At 37.1% G+C, this 18574-nt stretch carries 10 protein-coding genes; 6 read left to right on the forward strand and 4 right to left on the reverse strand.

Annotated features, from left to right (window positions below; translation table 11 throughout):
• Nucleotides 1-88 precede the first annotated feature (88 nt).
• The 3 genes from ACXACQ_RS19570 (at nucleotide 89) to ACXACQ_RS19580 (ending at nucleotide 5438) form a co-directional block, all read left to right on the forward strand.
• Nucleotides 89-2389, forward strand: coding sequence for a carbohydrate-binding protein (locus ACXACQ_RS19570; protein WP_474977679.1), 2301 nt, complete (start codon nucleotides 89-91; stop codon nucleotides 2387-2389).
• A gap of 27 nt (nucleotides 2390-2416) precedes the next feature.
• Complete coding sequence (locus ACXACQ_RS19575) at nucleotides 2417-4792, forward strand: carbohydrate-binding protein (RefSeq protein WP_474977680.1); 2376 nt, start codon at nucleotides 2417-2419, stop codon at nucleotides 4790-4792.
• A gap of 127 nt (nucleotides 4793-4919) precedes the next feature.
• Nucleotides 4920-5438, forward strand: coding sequence for a GNAT family N-acetyltransferase (locus ACXACQ_RS19580; protein WP_474977681.1), 519 nt, complete (start codon nucleotides 4920-4922; stop codon nucleotides 5436-5438).
• A 26-nt stretch (nucleotides 5439-5464) separates the two neighbouring features.
• Here ACXACQ_RS19580 and ACXACQ_RS19585 read toward each other — a convergent pair whose 3' ends face one another.
• The gene (locus ACXACQ_RS19585; protein WP_474977682.1) at nucleotides 5465-6280 is read right to left on the reverse strand and encodes a formyl transferase; all 816 of its coding nucleotides are present in this window, start codon (nucleotides 6278-6280) and stop codon (nucleotides 5465-5467) included.
• 262 nt (nucleotides 6281-6542) lie between these two features.
• On the opposite strand from ACXACQ_RS19585, the gene ACXACQ_RS19590 reads away from it, so the two are divergent.
• Together ACXACQ_RS19590 and ACXACQ_RS19595 are read left to right on the forward strand one after the other, a co-directional pair.
• Nucleotides 6543-8777 (forward strand): ATP-binding protein, encoded by a 2235-nt coding sequence (locus ACXACQ_RS19590; RefSeq protein ID WP_474977683.1) that lies wholly within the window; start codon nucleotides 6543-6545, stop codon nucleotides 8775-8777.
• 1 nt (nucleotide 8778) lies between these two features.
• Nucleotides 8779-9189, forward strand: a complete 411-nt coding sequence (locus tag ACXACQ_RS19595) for a response regulator (protein WP_474977684.1) — start codon at nucleotides 8779-8781, stop codon at nucleotides 9187-9189.
• A gap of 276 nt (nucleotides 9190-9465) precedes the next feature.
• On the opposite strand, the gene ACXACQ_RS19600 is transcribed toward ACXACQ_RS19595, so the two are convergent.
• Nucleotides 9466-15927 carry a CRTAC1 family protein gene (locus ACXACQ_RS19600; protein ID WP_474977685.1) on the reverse strand — a complete coding sequence of 2154 codons (6462 nt, stop codon included), beginning with the start codon at nucleotides 15925-15927 and terminating at the stop codon, nucleotides 9466-9468.
• Between the two features lie 210 nt (nucleotides 15928-16137).
• On the reverse strand, nucleotides 16138-16593 hold the full coding sequence (locus ACXACQ_RS19605) for a GNAT family N-acetyltransferase (protein WP_474977686.1): 456 nt from the start codon (nucleotides 16591-16593) through the stop codon (nucleotides 16138-16140).
• A 91-nt stretch (nucleotides 16594-16684) separates the two neighbouring features.
• Here ACXACQ_RS19605 and ACXACQ_RS19610 point away from each other — a divergent pair, with 91 nt between their 5' ends.
• Nucleotides 16685-17110, forward strand: a complete 426-nt coding sequence (locus ACXACQ_RS19610) for a MarR family winged helix-turn-helix transcriptional regulator (protein ID WP_474977687.1) — start codon at nucleotides 16685-16687, stop codon at nucleotides 17108-17110.
• A 52-nt stretch (nucleotides 17111-17162) separates the two neighbouring features.
• Here ACXACQ_RS19610 and ACXACQ_RS19615 read toward each other — a convergent pair whose 3' ends face one another.
• Nucleotides 17163-18554 (reverse strand): glycosyl hydrolase family 18 protein, encoded by a 1392-nt coding sequence (locus tag ACXACQ_RS19615; protein ID WP_474977688.1) that lies wholly within the window; start codon nucleotides 18552-18554, stop codon nucleotides 17163-17165.
• Nucleotides 18555-18574 lie beyond the last annotated feature (20 nt).

The raw sequence follows: 18574 nt of genomic DNA on the forward strand, positions 1-18574 counted from the left end.
CATTAAGTATCTTGAGGCATTTAAATTTTATTAACCTAAATCCTTATTAATGATGACAAAAATGTGTCGCAACCTTTTTGCCTTAATTATGTGCTGGGTTCTATGGGGTAATATATTTGCCCAACAACCTGCACAAGTGCCTAAATCTTACAACAAGCCTGTACTAATGCATTATATGCCTTGGTTCGACACCCCTGAGTATGGAGGCGGGTGGGGCTACCACTGGACTATGGCCAACCGCAATCCAGACATTATTGAAAATGGAAAACGACAAATAGCCTCTCATTACTATCCTCTTATTGGACCATACGGAAGCAGCGACCCTAATGTGGTAGAATATCACTTACTACTAATGAAGTATGCTGGTATTGATGGTGTACTAGTAGACTGGTACGGTGTGCAAGGTAGCAACCCTGATGTTGGTTCTTTATTAAACAACTCCAATGCCTTAATCGATAGAACTGACGAAGCAGGATTGAAGTTTGGACTTATCCTTGAAGATAGATTCTCAACATCTATTGGACAGGTACAAGCCAACATCGGCTATGCTAGAGATAATTATTTCAATAGAAGCAATTATTTCCGTCATGGCGCTGGAAATGACCCGCTGGTTGGCGTATTCGGACCTATTACTTTCCAATCTCCTTCTGATTGGTCACAGATATTAGGTGTGGCTGGTGAAGATGTTGAATTTTTACCTCTATGGGGTGAATCTGGTGATGGCGGTAGCAACTCTGACGGTGAATATGTGTGGATATGGGAAGATGAAAGCCTAGGCAACTATTACAGCCATATGGAAGAATTCTACCAATATAGTGCTCCCAACTTAAAAACAGTAATGGGAGTTGCCTACCCAGGATTCCATGATTTTTATGCTGAAGGTGGTTCTGGTGCTAGCTATTTCAATATCCCCTACAATGGTACAAGCACACTAAGTCAAACTTTAGGATTGGTAAATCAGTATGGTTCTCAGGTAGATATTTTACAACTAGCCACTTGGAATGATTTCGGTGAGGGCACTATATTCGAGCCTACTCAAGAATTTGGTTTTAGTTTCTTAACTACTCTTCAAAACTTTTTAGGAGTTCCTTATGGAGAATATGAATTACAGCAAATTCTTAGATTATATAACCTAAGAAAACAATTTGCTGGTGATAGTGGCAAACAAGCTCAGCTCAACCAAGCCTATAACCAGTTTGTAGCATTACAAGTAAGTGCAGCTGTGGCTACTATGGATGCAGTAGAAGGTGGTACTGACAACCCTAACCCTCCATCAGGTGGTGTAAGCGGCCTCAACGGAACTTATTTCTTAAAGAATAGAAAAAGTGGCTTAGTTATGGATGTGGCCGAAAACGGTAACCCAGCTAACGACACTAACATATTACAATGGACACAAACAGGAAATCCTAACCAACAGTTTGTTCTTAACGAAATTTCTACAGGTCTTTACTCTGTAATTAATGTGCAGACAGGAAAAGCTATTGACATAGCTGATATCAGCACTGCAAATTTTGCCAACGTTCACCAATGGGAATATGTAGGTGGCGATAACCAAAAATTCACAATAGAAAATGCTGGTGATGGCTATTACAAACTTAGAGCATTGCACAGTGGTAAAATTGTGGAAGTAGTAAATGCAGGAACACAGCCTGGAGATAATATTAGTCAATATGATGACAATGGTCAAACTTGTGGGCAATGGCAGTTGATTCCTGTGGGAGGCTCATCATGGAGTAAGACCATAGAAGCTGAGAGCTACAGCTCAATGTCTGGCGTAGAAAAAGAAGCTTGCTCTGAAGGAGGCGAAAATGTAGCCTATATTGACACTGGAGATTGGCTTGCATTTACTGGTATTGACTTCCCTTCTACTGGAACTTACAAAATTGAATATAGAGTAGCTACAGAAACAGGAGGAGGTAAAATTTCAGCAGATTTAGATGCCGGCACTATTGTACTTGGCTCTGTTGATGTTAACGCCACTGGCGGATGGCAAACATGGTCTACCATAAGCCACACGGTAAACATCTCTGTATCGGGCGTACATAACTTCGGTATTTATGCTCAAAGTGGAGGATGGAACCTTAACTGGATAAAAATCACAAAAGTAGGCACAAATGGTAAATTGGCTGCTAGCACATTAAACAATGAAAATGATGCTTTAATGCTATACCCTAACCCTGTTACCACCGAAACAATTAAAATCCACTACTCTGGAAATATCGATGACCAGGCTACTATCAGCATTTATGATTTATCAGGTGCTATGGTAAAACAAACTAAACTTTCTAATGACTTAGAAATCTCAAGAGAAGGTTTTAAACCAGGTATTTATATTTTAAAAGTTAACACTAAAGAAGACAAAATCGTGAGAAAATTAATAATCAAATAAATTTCTAATAAACCCAATTACCCAACTATGACAAGTATTAAAAATTTATTAAGAGGAGCAATGCTATTAGCATTGCTCTTTGTTTTTGGAGCCCTCCGTGCCCAATCTGGCGATGTAGTAGGCCAAGTTACCGTGGGCTACCAAGGCTGGTTTGCCGCTCGTGATGACGGGTCTCCTATCAATGCCTATTGGCACTGGACTCAAAACTGGGGGCAACTCCCCTCTGCGAGTAACAACGGCATTAAATCATGGCCTGATATGCGTGAATACACCAATAGATACAGTACAGCATGGCCAAACCTCGGCAATGGGTCTCCTGCTACCCTGTATTCTAACTACGATGCACAAACGGTGAACACGCATTTCAAATGGATGCAGGAAAACAACATTCACACAGCTGCATTACAGCGCTTTAATCCCACTGGTGGTGAAGGTCCAATACGCGATGTAGTAACTGCCAGAGTAAAAGATGCTGCAGAAAATTATGGTGTTAAGTTTTACATCATGTATGATGTGACAAACTGGCTAAACATGCAATCGGAAATTAAATCGGATTATTTAAACAAAATGAAAGCTTACACCACTTCTCCGGCATATGCTCATCAGGACGATAAGCCTGTAGTATGCATATGGGGATTTGGATTTTCTGACGATGGCAGGCCATTTCAGCCTGCTGAATGCTTAGATGTAATCAATTGGTTTAAAAACCAAGGTTGCTATGTAATTGGCGGTGTGCCCACACACTGGAGAAATGAGAACCAAGATAGCCGCCCAGGCTTCATCAGTGTTTACAAAGCGTTTGATATGATTTCACCATGGATGGTGGGCAGAATAGGTGATGCTGCAGGCTCCGATTGGTTTTACTCCAACGTAAACACACAAGATCAGGCTTTTTGTAATGCTAACGGTATGGCCTATCAGCCTTGTGTTTTGCCTGGCGACCTTCAAGAGGGCCAAAGAGCGCATGGCAACTTCATGTGGAGACAATTCTATAACATGACCAGAGTTGGCGCTCAGGCCATTTACATCTCTATGTATGACGAATACAATGAAGGTAACCAAATAGCCAAGACAGCTGAAAATACATCTCAGGTTCCCTCTGGCTCTAATTTTGTCACTTTGGACGAAGATGGAGTAGCAGTATCTTCAGATTATTATTTAAGGCTTACAGGTGATGGTGCGCGCATGCTTAGTGGTGCTATTGCCTTAACTGCTGAGCGACCTACTCCTTACTTCCCTCCTACTAATGAATTACAATCGCCTTACAATGGCTCTCCAGCGACTATTCCTGGGGTTATCGAAGCAGAACACTTTGACAATGGCGGTGAGGGAGTTGCTTACCACGATAGTGATGCACTCAATAATGGAGGACTAGGCAGGATTAACGAAAGTGTAGATACAGAAGCGGCCACTAATGGAGGCCTGAATATTGGCTGGACAGCCAATAACGAGTGGGTAGAATACACCGTGCAAGTGAGCTCGTCAGGCCTATACGATATTGAGCTGCTAATGGCCTCTCCTAACACTAATGGCTCATTACATATTGAAATGGACGCTGAAGACATCACTGGGTTAATAACAAGCCCATACACAGGTGACTGGCAAACATGGGACACTGTTACCATTTCAGATGTAGCACTATCTGCTGGTCAACAAACCATGCGCATTTTCTTTGATGTAGGTAACTACAACCTTGATAAGGTAACTTTCTCCTACAAAGAAGATGATGACTTACCTGAAAATTTAATAACAATAAGAAACGCTTGGCAAAACACTTACCTCTATGACGCAGGGAATTCAGTTGGTTATGGAAACAGCCCTGTCAATGCCTCTTACTATTGGACATTAGAAAATTTGGGTGACAATTGGTTTGAAATTAAAAATGCCGAAACGGGAGACTACATGCATGCAGAAAACCTCACTGGAGATGTAGAGTGTACTAATAGGCCTTTTGGGTGGACTAGCTCAAGATGGAGTATTGAAACCACATCTGATGCATCTGTACGCATGAAAAATCAATGGCAAAACAACCAATATATACATATAGAAGGGCTTAATGGTTATGCGCAGTATGGAAGCATAAATATGGAATGGCAGAGTGCCAAATGGTACTTTACTGAAGTCAGTCCTAACCATGCTCGAAAAACAGCTCAAAATATTGAAACTGATTTTTACATTTACCCTAACCCCTCGTCAGGTAAAAGCATAAATGTACATTTCAATGCAATTGATGATGAAGATGCAAAAATAATGGTATACAGTGCTGCCGGTAAGTTATGCGTATCACAAGTTATCCAAACCGCTGACACACCAATTAGTTTAACAAATGCTCATTCTGGAATTTATATCTTAAAAATAAAAACTTCCTCTCAGGTTTTCACTCAAAAGATATTGATAGAATAAATCATTATCCAGTATCTTAACAATAGGAGGCATCTCACTGGGATGCCTCTTTTTTAGCGCAATAAAAGTGAGTTTTAGCATAGAAAGAATATTTTAGCAATACTTATTAACTCATATAAGCCCAATAATGAACAACATCCATATCACTAAAATAAATACGGCCGACTTACATCAACTGTATGACATTAGCCATAAAACCTATTTTGAAACATTTAAAGAGTATAATTCTGAAGCTGATATGAATGCTTATTTATCAGAATCATTTAACCTAGAACAACTTACTAAAGAGCTCAAAAACTCAGACTCGCACTTTTATTTTGCTTATATAAACAATGAACTAGCCGGATATTTAAAACTCAATGATAACGATGCCCAAACTGAATTCCAAGATAGTCACGGCACGGAACTTCAACGTATTTATGTTTTACCCCAATTCCAAGGTCAAAAAGTAGGTAACGCTCTATTAAAATTTGCCCTTGAACAAGCACGTGCCAAAGAAAAAAAATACATATGCCTGGGTGTATGGGAAAAAAACTACAAAGCTCAAGCGTTTTATATCAATAAAGGTTTTCAGGAAATAGGATCACATCCATTTGTAATGGGTGAAGACGTACAAATTGATTTATTATTGAGAAAAGAGCTCTAAATCTATTAATGAGTTCTACTTACCCACTACAGTGGTATAAAATTTTCGTTCAGTCGAATATTTAACACTGAATGAAGCACATCTAAGTAGTCCTTTTTAGTGATAGTATCAATATTACTTTGTGCCAACAGCTCAAAATCATGGTCATTAGGCACTGAAAAATAAGCTCCATCATTTAAGTTTTGAGGATAAGACGCTACATCACCGCCACTGTCTAAAGCCTTCAAATTCTTTAATATCATATTGCAGCCTACCGGGTACAACTGTGCAATATGCCAAAACAAAGACCTTTCCTTTTGTACTGAAACCCTGCCTACCTCAATAACCTCACCAGTATCAATACCGCTATCTGGGATAAAATGTAATGTACAGCCTATTTCTTTTTCCTGTTGCTTTAATGCATGTAAAGTACCCAAAATGCCCCTGTAAGCAGGCAATATGCCAGAATGAAGGTTAAAAACGCCATACCTAGGTATACTGAGTATATTATCTTTGAAAATTTTGCCAAAACGGACAGAAATAAATAGGTCTGGAGCAAAATCCTTCATCATAGATATAAATTCCTCAGAATTTGGATTACTACAAATTTGAGTAGGTAAAGAAGATGAATCTTCATCTAGAAATTCAAAGTCATTTTCTTCACTTATAGAGCTCCTTACATCATTATAAAAGAATGTTTTCTCATAAAACTCCAGTTGTTTTAATGGTTCAGGCTTTAAAGTATCATTACCAACCGTAGCCGAATAAAACACCCTAACTTCATGCTTTTTCAATCCACCTTTTAACAAATTATAGGCAACAGTACTGTGGATGTCTCTATTTAAAAATAAGGCAATGCGCATAAACAAATCTAAACCATTGTGCAGAATAAACTGGGTTCAGCTAAAAAAAACTATTAGCACAAAACATTTTAATCACTATACTGTTGAAAGTTTATCTTCAAAAAGACACCTTTTTGTATTTTTTTGATTTACAAGCCTTTACAAAATATTTATATTGCAACTTTTTACATGCCAAATATTGCATACATCGCTTCTTATCAAAAGAAATATTTACTTATTTGAAAATTAGATAAACTTTAACCTATAGACCTGAGCACTAAAAATGACCAATTATGAATTCGTTAATGAAAATTTAACCAATTGCGACAAAGAAGAAATTCACTTAATCGGCTCAATACAATCCCATGGCTATTTGTTAGGCATACACTCCTCTGATTATACTATTCACTACATGAGTGAAAATATTCATGAGTTATTTAAAGGGAATTTATTGGGAGAGCCCATCTCTGTGGTAGATAAACAAATACCATCTACCGTAGAAGGAAGCACACTTCAAGAGCTGCTAAACACGCAAATTAGAAGCAAAAACTTTGATGGATATAACCCTTATAACATCCTTATAAATGGCAATGTTTATAATCTAATTACGCACTCCTCCTCTCCTTATATTATTTTGGAGTTTGAGCCTGCAGACTCCAAAGGTCATGAATTAGAAATTAGCTCATATTTAGGAGATGTACTCATCCACCTGAATCTCTCTGCACGATCGCTCAATGATATTTTTGGAATAGCAGCTATTAAGCTTAAAGAACTATTGCAAATGGACAGGGTCATGATATATTCATTTGATAATGACTGGAGCGGTGAAGTAATTGCAGAAGCAAAAAATAACAACCTAGAGTCTTTCTTAGGGTTGCATTTTCCTGCTACTGACATTCCCAGACAAGCAAGAATCCTTTATTCCAAGAACAAAACCAGACATATAGCAGATGTTCACTCTCCTCCCATTAACATAGTTAGCAAAAGCAACAATAAGCTAGACCAAAGTTTTTGCCAGCTCAGGTCTGTTTCTCCAATACATATCGAATACCTGAAAAACATGGGTGTAGGAGCGAGTTTTTCTATTTCGCTTATGCACAATGGCAAACTGTGGGGGCTAGTGTCATGTCATCACTACTCTCCCAAACCATTAGACTATAATACGCGCAAAGCAAGCGAAATTCTTTCTCTCTACTTATCTAATATAATAGAGCTAAAAACAGAAAAAGAGTTAAGTATAAAGCGTGAAGAAAGTGAAAAAATCATTGATACCCTTGATGCCCAAATAAAGGAAGACTGGAATTTAAAAACAGGCTTAACCAACCATGCTACTAACGTTTCGCAGTTAACCAGCAGCCTAGGAGCTGTTGTTTACTTAAGTGGCAATATGACCTGCTTAGGCACAACTCCTCCAGAAAATGACATTAAGAAATTAATTGACTATTTGTTTTCTATCAACTTAGAAAATGACATTTACCACACCACTAATATTTCTCAGATTTTTCCTTCTGCAGCAAACTATAGCGCGCAAGCCAGTGGTCTAATATTTTTGGAGATAAGTAAAGAACTTAAAGAATGTATCATCTTCTTTAAGCCAGAGCAGATAGAAAACGTCACTTGGGCAGGCAAGCCAGAAAAGATTGTTAAAAAAGAAGAAGATGGCTCTGTTAGCTTATCTCCCAGGAAATCTTTCGAAAAATGGGAGACTGTAGTATCCAAAACTTCGGTATCGTGGCAAGACTATGAACTTGAAGCAGTGAAAATGCTCAAGGAAAGGGTTTTGGCATATTTTAGACAAAGAAATAATGAAATACGAAGACTCAATGAAAAATTAAGTTTAGCCTACGATGAACTAAATACATTTAGCTATACCCTATCGCATGACTTAAAAACACCATTAAATAATATCCATGCCTACTTGGAACTATACGTGGAAGATGAAGGTATTAATTTAGAGGAAAACTTATATTTGAAAAAGGTTATGAGTAATACTGAACTGATGCAAAATATGATCACGGAAGTAATGGCTTACTCTAAAGCAACGCGAGAAGATGTTAAAAAAGAAAAGGTATTAGTATTTCCTATTATTGAAAGGATAATTTCTCAACTGGAAAATAAAACTACAGCATGCAACATTACCAACAATATTGACGACCGTCTTGAACTTTATGGTAATGCCACCATGTTATTTCAAATTTTCTTCAACTTGATAGAAAATTCTGTAAAATATCGTAGTAAAGACCGAGAATGCCTAATAAACATCAACGCTTTGACAACGGATGACACTGTTGAATTCACTGTTGAGGATAATGGTATAGGAATTGAGGAAAAAGAATTTAACAATGTATTTCGCTTATTCAAAAGGGCCAACAAAAACCCTGAGATCAAAGGATCTGGAGTAGGTTTAAGTATTGTTAAAAAATTAACATTAAAACTTGGAGGAACTATTTCATTTACAAGCACGGTTGGTGAAGGCTCAGTATTTAAAATAGTTTTTAATAAACTAGATAATAATTGATATGGATATCATATGTGTAGAAGATAATGAAGATTTCTCTTTCTTCTTATCAAAGGCTTTAAAGAATGTTTCTAAAGGATTACAATATAATATATATCCATTGGCTAATGACGCAATAAATGCATTAAACCAAGGAGAAATAGACATTCCTAAAATATTTTTACTTGACATTGATCTACCTGAAAAAGATGGTTTTACCATGCTTAGAGAGCTGAGGGATAACACGCTATATAAATCTATACCTGTAGTAATGCTATCCTCATCAGACAACCCTGACGATATAACAAAGGCTAGTCAATTTGGTGCCAATGCTTATGTAACAAAACCAGGCGGCTTTAGTCAAATAAAAGTACTGATTCAAGATATATGTGACTTCTGGCTGGTACATCATAAAACTCCTCCAGCAGCATAAAACTAAAAGGCGATCAAACAAAAATGATCGCCTTTTTTATCATCATCCTATATCCCATATTGAGACTAATCAACTCTAAAATGGGAACATAACCTCCATCTTACACTTACCTACAATCTAAAAGGCTTCTAAACACCTTTATTTTTCCTTTCCATATTACACGGATACTTCCCAACCATTCACGACTCTTCACTCCGTTTCAACCTCATTAGTTTATATAAAAAAAACTATTGATGAGTTCATCAATAGCTTTTTTACCTCTAATTAAATTACTTATTAATACACCACTAACCTTCCTGTGGTCATTACATTTCCATAAACATCATGTAATTGATATACATATACTCCTGCTTCCAAATTCATTCGCGAAGTGCTGATGGTATACTCCTCTAAACCTTTCGCTTCTAATATCTTAACTCCTAAGCTATTGTACATGGTTAAATCATATGGATAAGCCATGTCCCCCACAAACCTCAAATGAGTGTGATGTTGTGATACAAATGGATTTGGATATACATTTATAATACGCTTTTTAGGGTTATTGTAAACAGTATGCACCTTGTTAGTAAGTATAGGAGCCTCGTAATCAAAAATAATATTCACTTGATTAAATATCGTATCAGCATGTATTAAATCTGATGCTGGGTTTATTTTAAACTTAATAAAACCATGACTCTCCTTTTCATTTGATGTACTATCTGGCAAGTTGATATCATTAAACCTCCATGTAATAGTCTTGCCATCCGTTATTAACTCACTAATTTCATGACTACTACTTATCAGCTCAAACGAACTTAAGTCTAATAAAGGACTGATCTCATCTGTAACCTTTACAAAAGTAGCAGGGTAATTTCCTACATTCTGAAACCTAATTAAATAGGTAAGAGCTCTATCTAATCTATTGATTTTCTTATCAGAAACCCATAAATCATTAGGATCTACCGCTCCCATCACCTCACTCACATCTGTAAAGGTGCTATTAGCAGCATTACACTCTCCGTTAAAAGCCTGAATACTAAAGTTAGTACTTAGCATATCTCCAATAGTGGCACTAAGCTCTGTCTTAGTTTCTATCGCTAATGTTCCTCTCTTAAAGGCTCCTAGACTTGGTATATTCCATGTGTAAGTATTGCCTGACACACCTGCCCATGGAGTTTCGGACGATAGTACTTCTACATCATCTGGGAAAACAATATCAATATCCACATTGTCAGCAGATGCTACTCCCATATTTTCATAGTTAACTATATAAGTATTCTCAAAGCCCTTATGTAATACGGTGGTTCCTCCTGTGATTCTTAAATCAGGATCAGTACAGGTGGTTGCAGCTCCAAAGTTTTTACCACAATGATCTTCTTCGGCTCCTGTTACAGTAAAGGAGTAGCCTGAATTATTACAGGTAGACCAATTATTTTCTGCTATATAATTAACCTGATACGAACCAGTGCCTAGATACAATTGATAGTTACCATTTCCATCAGTTTGTAGCTCATATGTTTTATCTGCAGACACAATGGATATTTTCTGATGCGGAATACCAACCTCTTCTAAATCCTTTATACAATTACCATTGTCATCATAATAAACTACCCCACACACCATGCTGCCTGCTTCTTCTATAATTTCATGGCAAGTACCGTTACTTAATCCTGTCAACTTCTGCACTACCCCTGAAGGCCACTCTACCACTACCTCATCTATTTGAGTAGCATCTCCTAAGCCGAAGAATGCCTTCATTGAATTTTGCGAACCTACGCCTCCGCCAGTCTGCGCTGAAATTTCTCTCATCTGCCAAACTGTATTACCATAAATATTAGCTTTAACTCTCACCTTTGCTCCTATACCATTTTTATTAGACCTAGTACCTATAAGTGTAAAGCATATAGATTCATTACATCTACCTCGGCTATTGATGTACAATTGGTTAGGCTCATTGGATCGGTTAGCGACAAAAATATCCTGATCTCCATCATTGTCATAATCAGCCACAGCTACACCAAAAGACTTTTGATCTAACTCCGTCACATCATTTTCAAGCTTTTCAAATGTACCATCTCCGTTATTTATGTATAGGTAATTCCCTTCTCCACCATCGTTAGTTACATATAAATCGAGGTCTCCATCATTATCAAAGTCAGTCCATGCACTACCGTGGGTATTACCTTTATCGTTAACTATAGGCCCAGTGGTAACTTTGACAAAAGTTCCATCTCCCTGATTATTGTACAGTGCATTATAAGAAGAGCTGGCATTAGCCACATACAAGTCCATATCTCCGTCATTATCATAATCTCCCCAGCTACTACCTACTGAGCCTAATGATTCTGATACGATAATACCTTGTTCTACTTTAGAGAAGTTACCATTTCCATCATTATTAAAAAGGAAATTGGCTCTATCTCTATTAGGAATAAACACGTCCATGTCTCCATCATTATCATAATCAGCCCATGTGGCACCAATGGAACTAGAGATAGCCGTTGCTATAGCAGCACCCTCCACTTTGGTAAATGTGCCATCTCCATTGTTATGATAGAGCTTATTGAAATTAGTCTGTATTATATCAAGAACAAAAAGATCTAAATAACCGTCATTATCGTAATCTACCCAACTAGCACTGTGGTCATAACCATGATCTGTAGCGATACTTCCTACAGTTACCTTTTCAAAAGCTCCTCCTCCTAAATTTTTATAAAGGAGACCAGGCCCACCAACATTAGTAGCTACATACAGATCTAAATCTCCATCATTATCATAATCTCCCCAAGTGGCTGCGGTTGCAGAATATTTATCTGAGCTTATGGCTGTGTTTACAGCAGTAAAAGTTCCATCTCCATTATTATGATATAAATAACTGGCTTTACTTGCATCATACTCAGGCACAAACAAATCTTCGTATCCATCATTATCATAGTCACCCCAACTTGCGCTCCAGCTATTTGTAACTCCGGTAGAGAGTCCTGAATTTTGATCTTTTTCAAATTTTATACTTGGATCTACTGCCAAATTGATATCTGGTAGCTTAAGCCCGCATGCCGCTTGCCCTTCTACATTTACCAATAAATAATCTCCCGCTTTAAAGTTATTGCCCAACTCATAATTAAATTTCAATTTCAATGTGTTGTTATTTAGATCCAACACGCCAGGCAAACCTTCTTCTGCAATACCATTATCCATAGACACCACTTCATAGGTGTATGTATTGTTTGAAAATGCAGGATCATCTACCGCCCTATAAGCCGTACTTAAGTTATATTGTAACTCACTAGTATTACTTGTATAATCAATGCTATTGCTAGACGGTCTTGTTACATTTATTTTAATACTATCTACTATAGCTAACTGCACACTTCTTACCTCTACTTCTACTTCTAAGTTATTAGAACACTCATCTCCAACAAAAACATCTTTTATGCGTACCTGAAATTGAGCTGGTTTAGGCTCTACCGTTAATGAAGTTTGTGAATATGGACATGTGAAATCAGCAAAAAACTCAGGGTATCCCGAACATTCATACCCAGCATAGAGATCGATTCCCTCCATATTACATGCGGCATATGTAGCTGTTATATTAAATGTACGTGTATTGCCTGCATTAATTTCTCCCAACTGATAAACATCTCCCACTAATGGCATTACTACATCTCCATTGGCATCAGTAACCTCTATTACTTGTATGCTTCCTGTTTGTGATTTTGCATGTATCCAAGCATTTCTGGCTCCAGCATTAGATGCGGTATTCTCTACGTTTACAGTCCAAGTTACGGTTTTACCTAGTCCATCTTCTTTTGGATTTAAAGGAGTAAGCCTTAAAGATGCGGGCGCAAATTGAACCTTATCGGGTGTATTATTTATCCAATCAGTAACAGCCCCTTCTTCTAGCCTATCTGCTCTTTGAAACTTAAATGCCCATGGCATATCCATATAAACTCCAGCTGTAACATCACATGTAGGAGCTATTTCTATCGATAATCTTCCACTAAAACCATCGTCACTAGGCTGAAGTGTTCCGCCATTAAAACTATAATATTGAGCCAAATTGAAATATAAATCATTGCCGTTTTCAGTATCTGGCGATATGTTATTGACAACCTCTTTTATACTTGTATTTGTTGATTTTGTTCTCCACTGTACCAGCTTAATATCTAGCACTTCATAACCTGCAGGAATAGTTACCTCAGCTTCATTTATCCATGCCCAATTACGATATTCATACGGAAAAAGATTACCTCCATTATAATTAGAGCAACAATCACCAATACTTAGATAAAACAATTGAGTAATATAATCACTACAAGAGGTGATGGAAGAATATGATCCTTTATTAACAGTAAAATAATAGCCTATAAAGGTTATATTTTCATCAAATACGCCACATTGATATTTATTAGAAGCATTACTAGGGTTAGCTATATCACTCACATAAAATTCATTATTAACCGTTACCTCCTCTATTTTGCCTCCTATATTGGTGCTTAAAGTGTAATAAACTGTTAGCTCTATTAAATCTTCATTTTCCCACTCAAAACCAGTAAGGTTAGAATTTCCATTTGCTATTAAAGTTGCTATACTAAAATCCATGTCAAAGATGCCCTGCTCCCCTGATGTAGATTTGTTTATAGCTATATTACTTGCCGTTAAATTAAGCGCTTCACTAGCATCATATATTTTTATATCGGCCGAAATTGGGGTTAAATATGCCCCTAGTGGTATGGTAGATTTAGCGTAACCATATTCCCAAGAAGGGTTGGCTACTGATGTTTTCACCTCTCCATAAAAAACGGACTTAATAGTGTCATTAGTCATTACTCTATTGCTCTTCACCTTACTCATATCAAGACTTCCACTAGTATCAGGCAGACCATCAGTGTTATTATCGGGTGCTCCAAAACTTGTTCTTTCTATGGTAAAATTCTGAAAAGCCAAACCTTCAGTACATGATTCAGGACAATTAAGAATAGATGAAACAGTTTCATCACAGCTCATAGACACTTTACAGACATCATTACAAGAAGGATCTGCTACAAAGAAAACAGACATAGAAATGTTGTTACTTCCTGCAGTAGCTCCTGGTTTACTACAATCTGCCTTTAGCATGAGGTTTAACTCTGTTTTATTTAAATCAAAAGCATAGGGCATTGGGTATATTGCAATTAAATCCCCTGTTACTGCATCATAATTAACACTTGTAGGCTCCCAGTTTTCAGGGCTACTTGTCCATTCTAAATCGCCTTCCAAATTTTCAAACACAAACCCTGCGGGTAAGCTAAAATGCACTTCATAATAAGCCCCATCTGCTGTAGGGTAAGTATTTTCATGACTTGAGACTAAAAATGTAAATGTCTTTTTTTGGCCATTAGAGATGTAAGCAGGTGTTTCTGTAAAAAAACTCATATTTGCTGATACAGGTTCTTGCCCTATGATATCATCACTATAGTGCTGGTCACAGTCATCAGTATATGCTACAGTGCTACCCCAGCCCCCTAACTGGGCATTTATGCATGAATTAATACAACAATGCTGTGTTTCCCAATAAATGAATATGCTCTCATTTCCTGGTACATCTGGTATATTTAAACTCACTTTGCCGACTGCACTACCCCCCAAACAAGAATAATTCCCCCCTGAAGAAGTTCCTTCAGTACTGGTAGGAGAAATAGAAGTAAGCTGACCAGAATTACCAATTTTATATTGAATGCTAGAAACATCTATTTTAGTGTAAATATCAGGATCATAACCATCTCCACTAGAATTATAAATATCGATAGCTACATTTAATGCGCTGGCCACGGTAGTATTTTTTAACTCTAATATTTGTTGGCTAGCCTCAGAGCTATAACATGTTCCGAATGATGATGTTGCTACTTGCTGAAGAACCGGTGAAGTGTGATCAACATACACATTTCCATAAGTACTGGATGACTGACATGTGGTTCCTGCCATAGCCCAATAGGCATCAATTGTGGATGTATAGGTTTCATCCAAACATGTTTCGCCATACACAGTCTGCTGAATAACTATAGATTCATTACTATCAAAGATGGTATCTTGATTGCCTATAGAAGTAAAGTCTGCGCCTGTCAAATGAATAAGGCTGCCATCTGACAGTTCTCCTTTATCTACTGCTGTTATTACAATTTTTTCTGGATGCTGATCAGATATATGAAATTCTGATATACCTCCATTTCCACCATTGACAATAGTTATATTACGACCAAATGAATCTTGATTGGCCAATGTTTTATTTTTAGGACTAATACCAATGATGCTGAGAGAAGGGTAAAGTATATTATAGGCTGCTGATGTATGATTAAAAGTTCCTACAGATGATTGTACAGTTACTACATTACGAAAAACATTACCTTCTAACTGATAATCTACAGCTACACAACTACCTTGGTAAGCAATCTCAAATTGACACGTAGCTTCATTAGATAAAGATGGTGCACTAAAAATAGGGTTATTGAGATCCGTTATATTTTCTTCAGTAACCGAAAAGGCACTTGTTTCAGACAAACTACCCGGAACATAAAGGATTCCATCTGGTAAATCTATTTGAATAGACAAGTTAGTAGCGTTACTACCAGATAAGTTTTCTATACTTAACTGATAAGCGCCATTTTCGACCCCCACACTTACTTCCTCTTGGGGTGTGGATGATATGTTGACTTGCGCACGAATGGCATGGCTAACCATTATAAGGCAACATATTAATATGTACGTAAAGATTCTTCCCATATTTTCAGCTTTTTTTGGTTCACCAATTTTTAAATAAAAAACAGTGCCACTAAAAAAAATGCTGATTATGAGTTAATTACAAATCAAAAAAAGGATGCCTATACCATATAACGGAAATCGTTACACATTTTGGAATCAGTAAAATTAAGGGATTAATACTCTTGCAATTAAATGTTTATAGAAAAACAAGTAAGTTAAAAAAACTCCATATCAGAATTTCAACTCCATCTTAATAGTAGCTCTTTTGTAAGCAACTTCATCTAATGGAACAAATCTAAACCCATTTTTAATGTATAGATTTAAAGCATTAACAAGCTTTTCGTTAGTGTATAAAACCACACTACTCACCTTAAGTGACTTGCTCTGTTTCAGTGCAGCATCCATTAGTTTTTGCCCTATCTTCTGACCTTGATAAGCAGGATTAACCCCCATCCTAGTTAGTGCATACTCATGTTTTGTAAGCCTCTCCAGTGCTACTGAACCTACAATTTCATTACCAATTTGGGCCAAATAGATGTATCCACCTCTATCTAAAATATACTTCTTAGGATCAGAAAAAGCCTGCTCGTCCATGGTAGTAACTTCGAACATAGATGTAATCCATTCATAATTAATCCTGCGAAAATCATCTTTATATTGCTCTTCGAAATTGATAATTTGTACCATAAAATTTAAAAGTTTAACTCACTACATACTTGCCTAAAGCAAGTTTATAAATATTATTTGCCTTAAGCAAGTATATTCATTAATTTTAAGCATGAATCAGGAAGTTATAGACAGAATTAGAGACTTTAATAGGCATTATGTAAGAACCATAGGGCTATTAAATAGCTCCATTCATAATAGTGGCTACTCTTTAACTGAGGCCCATGTACTCAACTTACTATATCAACAAGAATGTGATAGCGCCAGCACCATAAATCAGGTACTGTGCTTAGATGAAGGATACCTTAGCCGGGTTATTAAAAAGCTTTTAAAGTTAGGTTTACTCATAAAAAAGCAGTCACAGGAAGACAAAAGGATTTATTTATTGAGCCTTACAGAAAAAGGAAAGAGTGAGTATGAAAAGTTAGATATTCAATCATCTGAACTCATTGCGAACAAAATACAACACCTCAGTAATGATGCCCAACAAGAATTAGCGCAACTGATGGGACGTGCAAAAGAATTATTAAAAAAATAAAAAAGCCACCTTCTGAAAGCAGAAAGTGGCTCATTATCAAAATCTATAGTCTTTAATTTTTCAAAGATTCATAAGCTGTTTTTAAAAGCGATTTATCAACAGCTGCAGCGTCATTTTCTAGTGACCACACCATTAAACCTCCATATCCATTTTCTAGCACTGTATTGCCCTTTAAAGCGACTTTGTCCTGACCATCATAATAAATGCCATTGTTCTCATGCTTATGCGTATAGGTGCCCTTATCCACTCCTAAATAACTTTTAGCATTAGCGGTAGCATCTACCTGTAACACACTCTTATAAGGCATATAAGCAGTAAACTGCCAAAGGTTGCCCCAATTCACCTCTATGCCTTCATCTTCCGAAGGAATATCATATTTCAGCCCAAAAGCAGGGAAGCCTCCCACTATTTTCTCTGCAGGCACACCCTGCCCAATCCAAGTCTCGGCTAATGTAGTAAACGCATAAAGTGAGGCATGGTCTACAGGAGTTAAATCCTCATTTCTATAAGGTTGTATATTTACCCAATCAATTTGATCTATAGTGTTCACTAAAGGAGCCAAAGCAGTACTCGTCCAGCCACCAGGCACGCTTGCAGTATAGAAAAATTTGCCATTGATTGATTCCTCAATACTTGGCATTGACTCTGCTACAGCCTTATAAAAAGCGCCAACAACATCGGCATCTAACGCATCTGGACCTTCAGAGGTATTATTCAAATAGATATTGACACCATCAAATTCATTGTCTTGAGCAAATTTCAAAAATGTTTGAATGGCTAAATCGCGTTTGGTTTCATCAGCGATAACATTATAAAAGCCATAATCGCCATACACTCCTCCTCCATTTACATCTACCATGGTGCCAGTAACATCAAGGAGAACGTACACCCCATAGTTATGAGCTACCTTGGTTAATAACGGAATATTTATATCTGTAAGAGTAGTATCCACCAAGCTAGAGCCATCATCTACATCTTTGACCACTGCTGAGCTCACTACTAAATGGGTCAGATGCTCAAAGTCAACATTTTCTAGTTTACCAGCTCTTGTTAGAAAACCAACCACTTTTTTATTGTAGGTCTTGGCTACAAAAGGCTTTGTCACTAATAGTTTTCCTGCTCGCGTATTTTCAACTCCGTTTCTCACAACAGTAAACTTTACATTGTACTCTCCGGCACTATCAAACTTATAATTAAGTTGTTTTTCAGTGGATACCGGATTTCCTTCAATTGCCCACTCAAAAGATGCATTATCACTTGGAGATACTCTCAAATCTATATCAAATTCCTCTCCTACATTAAATGCATATGTGCCTGCCCAATCGAATATTCTAGGAATAGCATCATTATCAAACCCCGGATTTTCGGCCTCATCACTACAGCCAAAAACTGTAGCCATGCACAAAAGCCATATTGGTAATAATTTTAATCTATATTTTATCATGTCGATTCTCTTTAGTTATT

The sequence above is a fragment of the Fulvivirga sp. AWR4_260 genome (genome assembly GCF_056158185.1).